Source organism: Nocardia sp. NPDC003963 (assembly GCF_053605105.1).
Genome location: NZ_JBSGIP010000002.1, coordinates 247,508 through 259,914 on the forward strand (window position 1 = coordinate 247,508; position 12,407 = coordinate 259,914).

12 protein-coding genes are annotated in these 12,407 nt (G+C 69.4%); 7 read left to right on the forward strand and 5 right to left on the reverse strand.

Going from position 1 to position 12,407, the window contains the following annotated elements:
• Positions 1-167: 167 nt before the first annotated feature.
• Complete coding sequence (gene ppgK, locus ACWEWT_RS09760; RefSeq protein ID WP_452557905.1) at positions 168-926, forward strand: polyphosphate--glucose phosphotransferase; 759 nt, start codon at positions 168-170, stop codon at positions 924-926.
• Positions 927-1,094: 168 nt separating this feature from the next.
• Positions 1,095-2,483 (forward strand): RNA polymerase sigma factor, encoded by a 1,389-nt coding sequence (locus ACWEWT_RS09765; protein ID WP_452557906.1) that lies wholly within the window; start codon positions 1,095-1,097, stop codon positions 2,481-2,483.
• 78 nt (positions 2,484-2,561) lie between these two features.
• Here ACWEWT_RS09765 and eutC read toward each other — a convergent pair whose 3' ends face one another.
• Together eutC and ACWEWT_RS09775 are read right to left on the reverse strand one after the other, a co-directional pair.
• Complete coding sequence (eutC, locus tag ACWEWT_RS09770; RefSeq protein ID WP_452557907.1) at positions 2,562-3,368, reverse strand: ethanolamine ammonia-lyase subunit EutC; 807 nt, start codon at positions 3,366-3,368, stop codon at positions 2,562-2,564.
• 59 nt (positions 3,369-3,427) lie between these two features.
• Positions 3,428-4,849: an ethanolamine ammonia-lyase subunit EutB gene (locus tag ACWEWT_RS09775; protein WP_452558093.1), complete on the reverse strand. Its 1,422-nt coding sequence runs from the start codon at positions 4,847-4,849 to the stop codon at positions 3,428-3,430.
• 238 nt (positions 4,850-5,087) lie between these two features.
• Between ACWEWT_RS09775 and ACWEWT_RS09780 the strand changes: the two genes are divergently transcribed.
• Positions 5,088-6,308, forward strand: a complete 1,221-nt coding sequence (locus tag ACWEWT_RS09780) for a sensor histidine kinase (RefSeq protein WP_452557908.1) — start codon at positions 5,088-5,090, stop codon at positions 6,306-6,308.
• Positions 6,305-6,967: a response regulator gene (locus ACWEWT_RS09785; protein WP_452557909.1), complete on the forward strand. Its 663-nt coding sequence runs from the start codon at positions 6,305-6,307 to the stop codon at positions 6,965-6,967. Before ACWEWT_RS09780 ends, ACWEWT_RS09785 begins: the two co-directional genes overlap by 4 nt.
• A 22-nt stretch (positions 6,968-6,989) precedes the next feature.
• Here the strand turns inward: ACWEWT_RS09785 and ACWEWT_RS09790 are convergent, their stop codons facing one another.
• Positions 6,990-7,349, reverse strand: a complete 360-nt coding sequence (locus ACWEWT_RS09790; protein ID WP_452557910.1) for a DUF952 domain-containing protein — start codon at positions 7,347-7,349, stop codon at positions 6,990-6,992.
• 269 nt (positions 7,350-7,618) lie between these two features.
• Between ACWEWT_RS09790 and ACWEWT_RS09795 the strand changes: the two genes are divergently transcribed.
• Complete coding sequence (locus ACWEWT_RS09795) at positions 7,619-7,813, forward strand: DUF7455 domain-containing protein (RefSeq protein WP_030521621.1); 195 nt, start codon at positions 7,619-7,621, stop codon at positions 7,811-7,813.
• An 87-nt stretch (positions 7,814-7,900) separates the two neighbouring features.
• Here ACWEWT_RS09795 and ACWEWT_RS09800 read toward each other — a convergent pair whose 3' ends face one another.
• Entirely contained in the window at positions 7,901-8,638 is a 738-nt protein-coding gene (locus ACWEWT_RS09800) for a TetR/AcrR family transcriptional regulator (RefSeq protein WP_452557911.1), read from the reverse strand.
• A 227-nt stretch (positions 8,639-8,865) separates the two neighbouring features.
• Here ACWEWT_RS09800 and ACWEWT_RS09805 point away from each other — a divergent pair, with 227 nt between their 5' ends.
• Positions 8,866-10,620 carry a DEAD/DEAH box helicase gene (locus ACWEWT_RS09805; RefSeq protein WP_452557912.1) on the forward strand — a complete coding sequence of 585 codons (1,755 nt, stop codon included), beginning with the start codon at positions 8,866-8,868 and terminating at the stop codon, positions 10,618-10,620.
• The gene (locus tag ACWEWT_RS09810; RefSeq protein WP_452557913.1) at positions 10,620-11,180 is read left to right on the forward strand and encodes a hypothetical protein; all 561 of its coding nucleotides are present in this window, start codon (positions 10,620-10,622) and stop codon (positions 11,178-11,180) included. Before ACWEWT_RS09805 ends, ACWEWT_RS09810 begins: the two co-directional genes overlap by 1 nt.
• 93 nt (positions 11,181-11,273) lie before the next feature.
• Here the strand turns inward: ACWEWT_RS09810 and ACWEWT_RS09815 are convergent, their stop codons facing one another.
• Positions 11,274-12,278: a tyrosine-type recombinase/integrase gene (locus tag ACWEWT_RS09815; protein WP_452557914.1), complete on the reverse strand. Its 1,005-nt coding sequence runs from the start codon at positions 12,276-12,278 to the stop codon at positions 11,274-11,276.
• Between the last annotated feature and the right edge of the window lie 129 nt (positions 12,279-12,407).

The window sequence follows — 12,407 nt, forward strand, 5'->3', positions numbered from 1 at the left end:
AGTCTTGTCGTGCACACCACACCGACCGCCCGCGGCTCCGGAGGAGGCAGCGCGACGCGTGTGGTCGGCCGACGCCGTCCGGAGTTCCTCGCACGCGTCCCCGGCCCACACGAAAACCGGTGTGGCGCACGACCACACCAGCCAGCACAGGGAACGAGGGAACCCGCATGTCCGTTCGACGGCACGCGTTCGGTATCGATATCGGCGGTAGCGGCGTCAAGGGCGCCGCGGTCGATCTCGACACCGGGGAGCTCGTGCACGACCGCATCAAGATCGCGACCCCGCATCCGTCCACACCCGGGGCGGTGGCGGCGGCCGTGGCCGAGTTGATCGAGGCCGCGGACTGGGACGGACCGGTGGGCCTCACCCTGCCGTGTGTCGTCCTCGACGGTGTGGCGCACACCGCCGCCAATGTCGACAAGGCCTGGATCGGTACCGATGCCCGGGCGTTGTTCGCGACGGCGCTCGGCGGTCGCGCGGTGACGGTGCTCAACGACGCCGATGCCGCCGGGTTGGCCGAGGACCGGTACGGCGCGGCCCGCGATATCGATGGTCTGGTGCTGCTGCTGACCTTCGGTACCGGTATCGGCTCCGCGCTGCTCAACAACGGGGCCCTCGTACCGAACACCGAACTCGGGCATCTCGAGATCGGCGGTATGGAAACCGAGCATCGGGCCGCCGCCTCGGTCAAGGAGCGGGAGAACCTCGGCTATCCCGAATGGGCTGCCCGGGTCAGCACGGTACTGAGCGGTCTGGAGGATCTGTTCTGGCCGGCGGTGTTCGTGGCCGGCGGTGGGATCAGCCGCGACGCCGACCAGTGGATTCCCCTGCTCACCAACCGTACCCGCGTGGTCCCCGCGAACCTGCGGAACACAGCGGGTATCGTCGGCGCGGCCATGGCTGTCGATGCCGGGATCACCCCCTGAGGTTGTCCACGGCAGCGGCCAGTGCACACTGGTCGGATCGTTACAATGGAAGTACCCGGCGGTGAGCCGGACCCCCGACCGGCGTTTTAGCCGGTAAACCCGACAGACCGCTCCGCCGGAATACTACTCTGGCGTGACGCCGCACGAGACCGTCACGAAAGGGCGTACGTGGTAGCCACGAATACCCGTCAGACAGCCGAATCGGCCGACGCCGAGGCCACGGAAGTTCCCGCGGCACGCCCGGCGCGCAAAGCCGTGGCCAAGAAGGCCCCGGCGAAGAAGGCCGCCGCCAAGAAGGCTCCGGCCAAGAAGGCCGCTGCCAAGAAGGGAGCCGCCAAGAAAGCTCCGGCCAAGAAGGCCGGGAGCGCGGGCGCTCCGGGCACCGGCGAGGAGCAGATCGACGACGATTCGCTGGACGAGGCCGATCTCGGTGACCTGGAGGTCTCCGAGGACGATCTCGCCGAAGAGGGCGATGATCTCGTAGCCGAGGTCGCCGAGGAGGAAACCGAGGGCGGCGAGGCGGCCGGAGACGGCACCTCCGAGCCCACGGCCGCGGACAAGGCCTCCGGCGATTTCGTCTGGGACGAGGAGGAGTCCGAGGCCCTGCGCCAAGCGCGCAAGGACGCCGAACTCACCGCCTCCGCCGATTCGGTGCGCGCCTATCTCAAGCAGATCGGCAAGGTCGCGCTGCTCAACGCCGAGGAGGAGGTCGAACTCGCCAAGCGGATCGAAGCCGGTCTCTACGCCGCGGAGAAGATGCGCGAGTTCACCGAAGCCGGGGAGAAACTCCCGGTGGCCTCGCGCCGCGATTTCAACTGGATCATCCGCGACGGCAACCGCGCGAAGAACCATCTACTCGAGGCGAACCTGCGCCTGGTGGTCTCGCTGGCCAAGCGCTACACCGGCCGTGGGATGGCGTTCCTGGATCTCATCCAGGAGGGAAACCTGGGTCTGATCCGCGCGGTCGAGAAGTTCGACTACACCAAGGGCTACAAGTTCTCCACCTACGCCACCTGGTGGATCCGGCAGGCGATCACCCGCGCCATGGCCGACCAGGCCCGCACCATCCGTATTCCGGTGCACATGGTGGAGGTCATCAACAAGCTCGGCCGTATCCAGCGCGAGCTGCTCCAGGATCTGGGCCGGGAGCCCACCCCGGAAGAGCTGGCCAAGGAAATGGATATCACCCCCGAGAAGGTGCTGGAGATCCAGCAGTACGCCCGGGAACCCATTTCGCTGGATCAGACCATCGGCGACGAGGGCGACAGCCAGCTCGGTGATTTCATCGAGGATTCCGAGGCCGTGGTCGCGGTGGACGCGGTCAGCTTCACCCTGCTGCAGGATCAGCTGCAGTCGGTCCTGGAGACCCTGTCCGAGCGCGAGGCGGGTGTGGTGCGACTGCGGTTCGGTCTCACCGACGGTCAGCCGCGCACCCTGGACGAGATCGGTCAGGTCTACGGGGTCACTCGCGAAAGGATCCGGCAGATCGAATCCAAGACCATGAGCAAACTCCGGCACCCCAGCCGGTCGCAGGTCCTGCGCGACTACCTGGACTGAGTCCCGGCAGCGTACGCGACGGCCCCTGAGCACATCCGGAACCATCGGTTCCCGCGGTGCCCAGGGGCTGTCGCGCGTCTACCCCGTTTCGTTCTCCGGTAACTCGCCCGGGGGCCCGGCGAGCATCGTGTCCCGGGAAGTGTCCTTCAGGGCCACCCCGGAACGACCGAGCAGGCGGGCACCGGCCACCAGTGCGGCGATCACCTCGGCCGCCCGGTGGTAGCCCAGCCCCTCGGGCGGGTGGATATTCGATACGCAGTTGCGGTCGGCGTCGGTACGGCCGGGCCGCGGCAGGTGGGTCAGATAGATGCCGAGGCTGTCGGCCACCGAGAGGCCGGGGCGTTCCCCGATCAGCACCAGTACCGTCGAAACCCCCAGCGCCGCACCGATATGGTCGCCGAGCGCCACCCGGGCCTGTGTGGCCACCACCGGTGGCGCTATCGAATAGCGCGGGCGTAGTACCTCCAGGAGCGCCGCGACGGTGGGTGGACCGTGTTCGGTGAGTGCCCGGGCGGACAGGCCGTCGGCGAGGACCAGGCCGATCTCGGCGCCCGAATGCGGCGGACCCGGCCGCGGGACCCCGCTCACCGGACCCGGTTCACCGGCCGGGAGGCGGCCCAGATCGGGTCGGCGCAGGTATTCGGCGCGATCTCGCGCCCGGCTGGCGATATGCACCGGTTCACCGAGACCGAGTTCGGTCAGCCGCGCGCTCAGCAACGGTAGGTCCAACGGGGTGTGCACCGCGTCGCGGGCGGCGGCGTGCGCGGCGGCGAATTCCAGCACCCGGCGGGTGGGCAGCGCGTCGCCGGCCCGGCCGAGACCGATCCGGGCCTGGGTGAACGCCCGCAAGCCGGTCCAGAAGGCCTGGGTCTGTTCGTCGCTCATCGGCCCCCTGTCGCCGGTCACCGGTCCCGGTCGGTGGTCATCTGTACTCGGCCGGTGGGTCATCGGCCTCCTGTCAGCGCGCGCAGTGGTGACGCAGACGGCGCCACCGGCAGGATCCGGCCCATCTCGTCCAGCATCCCGAGCCGATCCAGCCATCGCGCGAACTCCGGGGCCGGCCGTAGACCCAGCACCCGCCGCGCGTAGAGCGCATCGTGGAAACTCAGGCTCTGGTAGCCGAGCATCACATCGTCGGCGCCGGGAACGGCGATGACGAAAGCACATCCGGCGGCCCCGAGCAGGGTGAGCAGGGTGTCCATATCGTCCTGGTCGGCTTCGGCGTGATTGGTGTAGCAGACGTCGACGCCCATCGGCAGGCCCAGCAGCTTGCCGCAGAAATGGTCCTCCAGACCCGCCCGCACGATCTGTTTCCCGTCGTACAGGTACTCGGGGCCGATGAACCCGACCACGGTGTTCACCAGTAGCGGGCGCAGTTCCCGGGCGACGCCGTACGCGCGGGCCTCCAGGGTCTGCTGGTCGACCGGTCTCCCACCGGTCCCGATATGCGCCCCGGCCGACAGCGCCGAACCCTGGCCGGTCTCCAGGTACATCACATTGTCGCCGACCGTACCGCGGCGCAGGGACTGCCCGGCCGCGTTCGCCTCGCGCAACAGCGCCAGATCCACCCCGAACGCGGTGTTGGCTGCCTCGGTCCCGGCGACGGACTGGAACACCAGATCCACCGGCGCCCCGGCCGCGATCAGATCGATGGTGGTGGTGACATGGGCCAGCACGCACGACTGGGCCGGGATCTCGAAGCGGGTGCGGATATCGTCGAGCAGCGTCAGCAGCTCCGCCGCGGCCCGCGGTGAGTCGGTGGCCGGGTTGACCCCGATGACCGCATCGCCACAGCCGAGCAGCAATCCGTCCAGGACCGCGGCGGCGATACCTTCGGGGTCGTCGGTGGGATGGTTGGGTTGTAATCGGGTGGCCAGTGTGCCCGGGTCACCGATGGTGGTCCGGAACGCCGAACGCACCCGGGCGGCGTGCGCGACGGCGATCAGATCCTGGTTGCGCATGATCTTGCTGACCGCGGCGACCATCTCCGGGGTCAATCCGGGGGCGAGGCCACGTAACGTAGCGGCCGGATCGGCGGTGTCCTCCCCGGCGGCGACCCCGAGCAGCAGATCCCGTAGCCCACCGACGGTGAGCGCGGCGACCGGCGCGAACGCCGCGCGATCGTGGGTGTCCAGGATCAGCCGGGTCACCTCGTCGGTTTCGTAGGGAACCACCGGTTGTTCGAGAAACTCCGCCAGCGGTACATCGGCCAGCACCCATTGCGCCGCCGCGCGCTCGGCATCGCTGGTCGCGGCGCAGCCGGCCAGTTCGTCGCCGCTGCGCCGGGGCGTGGCCTTGGCCAGTACGTCCACGAGGCCGTCGAACCGATGGTTCCTACCGCCGAGCCGCTGGGTGTAGACCTTCATCCGGATCCCGTCCGTCCGGGCCACCGCGGTCGCCCGGCCGGGTGGCATCGGTCACCGGGCCGGTCACGTAGCGGCCGAAACACAGCGTGTATCCGCAGATTACCGCCACCGGTGGATTCGCGCGCCGGACAGCGGGCCCGGTCGACGAGCGCATACCCCACAGGCTCGGCAATCGGTACCGGCACCGCTCATCACTTCGATGGATCCCGGCCGCGAATCGGTGTGCTGAGATGAACGGATGGGACGCTGGTCGACGTTATCGGCGAGGACACGTGACGTCGTAGTCGCGGGCGGGTGGTTCCTGTTCGGCGTGCTGCTGTATCTGGCCGGTTTCCACATGATGTTCGCCGGTCCGGCGGAGGCCGGTCCACTGTGGCCGCGTCTGGTGATCCTCGCGCTGGCGTGTTCGGTCCTGCTGGTGCGGCGCCGGGCACCGATCACGGCCATGGTGCTCGGGCTGATACCGCTGGCGCTGGACCTCTCGCTCGGTCCGACCGTACCGATCTGGCTGGTCTACACCGACCTCATCTACGCGGCGGTGGTGTACGGCACCCGGCGCCAGATGCAGGGGGCGGTGGTCGCCTGGCTGACGCTCTCGGCGACCGCGGCGGGTGTGGTGCTGGCGATCACCGGCGACTGGCATCTGATGTCACTGGCCCTGGTACTGGCCGCAGCGTTCGTCGGCACATCGCTGTGGTGGGGCCTGACCGTGCGCGCGCACAAGGAGACAGCGGACGCCGAGCGGGCCCGCGCCCGCGCGCAATCGCTGGTCGCCGAACTGGACCGGCAGGCGGCGGTGGCCGACGAACGCAAGGCCATGGCCCGCGATCTGCACGATGTGATCGCCGGCCACCTGTCGGCGATCGCCCTGCAGTCCGAGGCGGCGCTGGGCATCCTCGACGGCACCGGGACCGATCCACGACTGGCCGGGGTACTGGGGTCCATTCGCACCAACAGTGTCGAAGCGCTGCGGGAGATGCGGACGATGATCGGGCTGCTGCGCCGCGACGACGATGCCGACCAGACCACGGCACCGGGGCGCCTCGCCCAGCTACCGGGCCTGGTGTCCGCCGCCCGGCAGGCAGGAATGCAGGTGCGGGTCCGGGTGGAGCTGGGCGAAACCGTTCCGGCCGGCGCGGTCGACCAGGCCGCATACCGGATCGTTCAGGAAGCGGTGACCAATGTGATGAAACACGCACCCGGACAGGAGGTGGATATCGACGTGCGCGCCGAATCCACAGGATTGGCAGTGACGGTACGCAACCCACTGGCCGCCGGAGCACCACCGATGGCGGGATCGGACTCGGCCGATCCCGATCCGCGCGGGCTGACGAATATGCGCGAACGCGCGGCCGCCCTGGGCGGAACGCTGCGGGCCGGCCCGGAGTCCGGCGACTGGTGGGTCCGGGCCCGGCTGCCGATGGCGGCGATACCCGAGACCGCGGGTGGCCCGCGGTGACGATCCGGGTGCTGATCGCCGACGACCACGCCGCGATCCGCGCCGGTCTGCGCATGATCCTGGACGCGGCCGGTGATATCGAGGTCGTCGGTGAGGCCGCCGACGGTGCGGTCGCGGTGACCCAGGCCCGGGCGCTACGGCCGGATGTGGTGCTGATGGATGTGCGGATGCCCGGAGTGGACGGCATCACCGCGACCACCCGGGTCACCGGCGAGGAGCTGGCCCGGGTGCTCGTCCTCACCACGTTCGATCTGGACGAGTACGTGTTCCGCAGCCTGCGCGCGGGCGCCTCGGGTTTCGTCCTGAAATCCGCCTCCGGGCCCGCGCTAGTGGAGGCGGTGCGGGCGGTGGCCGCGGGCGAGGGCGTCCTGGCGCCGGAGGTCACCCGCGCGGTGATCGATGCCTTCGCCGGTACATCCGCCGACCGGGCACCCGAACCGCCCCCGGGTATGACCGATCTCACCGGCCGGGAGAGAGAAGTGTTCGACTGTCTGGGCGCCGGGCTGTCCAACGCCCAGATCGCGGCACGGCTGTTCATCGGCGAGACCACGGTGAAAACCCATGTCTCCCGCGTGCTCACCAAATTGGGCATGCGGTCGCGCGTCCAGGCCGCGATCCTGGCGCGCGAACTCGGTGACGGCGCCACCGGGCCGCGGTAGCGCGGCCGCTCCGATCTCCGGCTCAGCCGGACAGCGGCGCGAAGACCCCGTCGGCATCCGGCAGGTAGTCGTCGACACCGACCACCGATTCGACCGGCAGCGGACCGTACAGATGCGGGAAACGCATCGCCGGATCGTCGCCGGGCACCCCCGGTTCCCAGCGCACCGGCGCCGCGAGCAGAGCCGGGTCCAGCCGGAGCAGCAGCAGATCGCGCCGACCGGCGAACAGCCTGTTCGCGGGGAGGTGCACCTGCTGCGGTGCGGAGAGATGGACGAACCCCTCCGAACGCAGCGAATCGGGCCGATGCGCGCCTCGTTCCCGGGCGAGTGCCCACTCACCGGGAGTACAGAGGTGAACAAGGGTGTGAGTGTCACAGGGCACGGGTAACCTCCGATACACAACTCGACAGCCGGTACGGAGCAGCGGTCCCACGTTTCCCGCACTCGCCCCGCGGTGTTCGCCACAGGCGAAAATCGCTGGTCGTGTTAGGGAAAACACAGTGGTTCCCCAGTGGGAACAAAGCCGATGCCCCGAACGTCTGACAGAGTAGTTACACCACTGCTGGGAAGTAGCGGAAGCGAGCCCGCGGAGTGACCACGGGCCTCACACCAGGTGAACGGTATTGTGCCGGAAGCCAGGACGGAGGAGTCATGCCAGGAACCCTGACAAGCACCCCACTGACCGCGGTCGATCGTTGCGATCGCTGCGGGGCGGCGGCGCGTGTGCGTGCCGTTCTGCCCGCAGGTGGCGAGTTGCTCTTCTGCCAGCACCACGCGAACGAACATATGGAACGACTGCGCGAACTCGACGCCGTGATCGATACGGAGTCCGCTCCCGCTCTCTGACCCGTCCTCGCGTCCGACACAACAGCATCGAACAACAGAACACCGTTTCCGTGGCGGGCGACCATTCCGGTCGCCCGCCACGGGCGTTCACGCGGGCAGGACGCCGTCGATCAACCGCCGCAATCCGTAATCGAAATCACCGGCCGGGTCACCCGGCGCCTGATACAGCTCACCGACGGCCGCACCCACCCGGCTGGACAGCGGGAAGTCCGCGGCGGGCATGACCTGCGTGAGCACCGGGCCGTGGGCCTCCCACCAGTCGGCATCCGACTGTACTTCGGCGCTGCGCGCGGCGGCGAGCGCGGTCCGCGCGTTACCGGTCGCGAACTGCGACAGCACCGAGATCACCCGGTCCATCTCCACATCGTCGAGGCCGGCCCCGTCGACCGCCGCCAGGTACTGCTCGTACCGCCGCATCCGGCCGGGACCCAGCACCATCCGCCACGCGGGTACCTCGAACAGCCACGGATGGGCGAGGTACTCGTCCCGGACCTGCCGGGCGATCACCGTCAGCCGGTCACGGACCGGGAGTCCGGCCGGGATCGGCGGCTCGTCCAGCGCGACCGCGTCGACCATCAGTGTGACGAGTGCGTCCTTGCTCGGTACGTAGGTGTACAGGCTCATCGGCCGCAGGCCCAGTTCGGCCGCGACCGCGCGAACGGACACCTTCTCGTAGCCGTCGCGGTCGGCGAGGCCGATCGCCGCCGCCACCACCGCGTCGACGCTCACGGTCTGCCGGGGGCCGCGTCCACCGCGCCGGGGCGGCAGTTCACGCCGCCACAGTAGTTCGAGCAGGTGGCGAGCGGGATCGACCGCGCGGGTCACCGGCACTGCCGCCGGGTCGCGGAAATGACCGGTCCCGTGCGACCCGGGGCGCTGTCGCTGATCATCGAACTCCCTTTCACCGCTACCGAGACCGCCTGTGCACCGATCGGACCGTACCGGAACAAATCCGGTATCGTGCGCGTTGGTCCATTACTCCGTACGCCATACGCCGATCATAGGGGTGCACGCTGCCGACCACCGAGACCACCTATCTGCCCGACCGCCATATGTTCGCCCTGTGGACCTGGACCGGCCGGGAACCCGGACCGGCACCCGAGGGAATCGGCGACGCCGCGACCCTCGCGCTCGCCGTCCCCGGCGGAACCCTCGCGCAGGCCCGTGCGGGGAGTATCGCCCTGCAGGTCACCCCGGTCGACTGCGCACTGGTGGACCCTACCGGTCTCGCCGGGCTCGCCCCGCCCGATCCGGGCGTCTCCACCCGGGCCTGGCAGACGATCCTGGCCGGGAACCACGCGGATATCCCGCTCGCCGGACACGCGTTTCCCAACGCCCAGGGGACCGCGATCCGCACCCGCGATCACGCGCTGTCGGTCCTGCACGACACCACGGACGTCGCCGACGGCCTACGTGGCGAGCTACACGCCGAACTACGGCCCTATCAGGCACGTGGGATCGGCTGGTTGCGCGAAACCGTCGCCCGGCACGGCGGGGCGATCCTCGCCGACGAGATGGGCCTCGGCAAAACCGTACAGACGATCGGCCTGCTGCTGAGCCGGGCCGCAGCGGGCCCGCAACTCGTGATCTGCCCGACCTCACTGGTCGGCAACTGGGTACACGAGATCACCCGCTTCGCACCCGGACTGCGCCCGGTGGCCCGGCGCGGCGGCGATATCGGCACCGCGGCAGCCGGGGATATCGTCGTCACCGGGTACCCGGTGCTACGGCTGCACGGCCACCGGATCACCGGGGACAGGTGGGCGACTGTGGTATTCGACGAGGCACAGGCACTGAAGAATCCACGGACGCAGGTGTCGAAAGCAGCCCGGGCGCTCGACGCCGCGGCCGTCGTCGCATTGACCGGGACGCCGGTGGAGAACCATCTGGAAGAACTCTGGGCGCTCCTGCACCTCGTGGCACCCCGGCTGTTCGGACATCGCGCCCAATTCCGCCGCCGCTTCGTCAAACCCATCGAGCAGGGGTCCGCGTCCGCGGCCGCCCGGCTACAGGACGCGCTCGAACCGGTGCTGCTCACCCGGCGCAAGGCGCAGGTCGCCGCCGCGCTACCGGCCAAGATCTACAACGATCTGCTGTGCGATCTGACCCCGGAACAGGAAAAACTCTACGACCGGTTGCTGGACCGCGCCGTGACCGACGGTTTCGGCACCGGGACACAGCGCCGGACCCGCATCCTGGCGGCACTCACCGCCCTGAAGCAGGTGTGCAACCACCCCGGGCTCGTGGACGGCGACCGGGACGAATTGAGCGGCCGCTCCGGAAAACTCGATCTCTGCACCGATATCGTCGCCGCCAATCTCGACAACGCGGCGCCCACCCTGATCTTCACCCAGTACCGCGCCACCGGCGATCTGCTGGTGCGGCATCTGGCCGAACAGTTCGCGATCAGCGCGCCCTTCTTCCACGGCGGGCTGAGCCAGGCCGAGCGAGCGGAGATCGTCAGCGGGTTCCAGGCTCCCGGCGGGCCGCCGGTACTGGTGCTCAGCCTGCGCGCGGCGGGAACCGGGCTCACCCTCACCCGGGCCGCCGATGTGATCCACTTCGACCGGTGGTGGAATCCCGCCGTCGAAGCCCAGGCCTCCGATCGTGTGCACCGGATCGGCCAGACACGCACGGTCACCGTCACGACGCTGACCTCGGCGACCACCGTCGAGGAACATATCGCGACCATGCAGCGCCGCAAATCCGCGCTCACCGATCTCGCGGACAGCGGCGGTATCGCCGATCTGGCCCGCCTCGACGACGAACAGTTACTGGAAGTACTGCGCCGGAAACGGGGAAACTGATGGCGGACAACGAATTCGGGTACACGAAGTGGGGTATGGACTGGGTCAGGCTGGCCGAACCCCTCCGGCAGACCCGGCCCGATCCGCTGCTGCCCCGGGCCCGCAGTATCGCCCGCAACGACGGGGTGCACACCGTGATGGAGGGACGGATCGTCCGGGCACATATCCATCGCGGCGGACAGGCGTCGGTCACCCATATCGAACTGGTGCCGCTACCCCGGCCCTCGGTCACGGTGCTGACCACGATCGCCGGGACCGAACCCACTCTGCTGACCGACGAAATGCACGCCGCCGCTCTCGCGGCGGGCATTTCGGTGGCACCGGAGCCGGCGGCCATCGATTGCTCGTGCAGTGCGCGCACCGCACGCTGTGTCCATGTGCTGGCCACGTTCTACGCTCTCGCTCGCCGTATCGACGAGGATCCGCGTCTGGGCCTGGACCTGCAGGGATACGGACAACCGGATCACGATGCCGCGGCGGGCGATTCCGGTGCGGGCGTGGAAACATCGCGCTGGGTACCGCTCGGCTCGCTGGACCCCGCCCGGTACTTCGAGGTGTGAAGCGTGGCGCCGGACGGACCTCGCCGGTGAACAGGGACTAGGGGTTCCGGTAGTAACCGCCGAAAAAATCAACGGATATGGCGTAGCTGCTGTTCAGCGGCGGTTGGTGTCCGGGCCCAGGATCGAGGTCAATTCACGCATCGCTTGCGGGGATGGTTTGAAGTAGCGGCGCAGGTTCTCGGCTTTGCGGTGGCGGGACTTGGCCATCAGTTCCAGCAGGCCGGCCCCGGCTTCCCCGAGGTGGGTCAGGCCGGAATGGCGCAGTTCGTGCAGGTCCCAGCCGGTCCCGTGGCCATCGACGGCGGTGGCGGTGTCGAGCAGGTCGCGGGCCTGGTCGTAGGACAGCCGGGCCAGGTCGGTGTCGGGACAGATGTCGCGGTCGGCGAGGTACTTTCCGGGCCCGGGTCGGCGGTGGGTCACGAACACAGGCCCGCGGGTGCGGTCGCGGATGAGCCGGGGCAGCAGGCGGGCGGTGCCCGCGTCCCAGTACACGTTCTCGAGGACGTGTTCGTGGTGGGCGGCGCCGCGGCGGCGGGTGCGGGGTTTGGCGCCCTTGGACTTCACCGCCGCGGTGCGGCCGGCGAGGTCGAGGTCTTCGATGTTGAGCTGGAGCAGTTCCTCGGCGCGGGCGCAGGTTTCGTACAGCATCCGCCACAGCGTCTTCTCCCGCAGGTGGATCTCGCGGCGGGCGATGAGCCGGTCGATCGCGGTACGCGAGCGGACGGGGGTGTCGGAGTCCGGCGGTGTGGACCGCGCGGCCGAGGCCGGGACGCTCGGTGCGGTCCAGCCCTGCTCGGCGCACCAGGACAGCCATCTGGCGACTGCGGCGCGGCGCGCGTTCCAGGTGTTCACCGCGGCGGTGCCCCAGAGGGTTTCCAGTGCGGCGCCGACTTCGGTGTCGGTGACCGAGTCCAGGGCGCGGCTGGCGGCGGTGAGTCCGTCGTGGCGGGCGTCGAGCTGGTCGACGGTCTTGACGACGGCGATGCCGTAGGCGCGGCGGGTGTTCGCCGAGCCGATCGTGTCGAGGAACGCCTCGGCGGCGGTGCGCAGGGTACGCGCCGGCGGGGCGGTACGCAGCCGGGTCACTCTCGCGGCCATCGGATTCCCCTCGTCAGTACTAGCCCCGGATAACGGGGTCGCTTCGTGTGCACGCCGGAGCGGGTCCGCCGCAGGTCGCCTCTCGAGTTACCCCGGATAACAGCCCATTATCCGGGGTATCACTGCTAT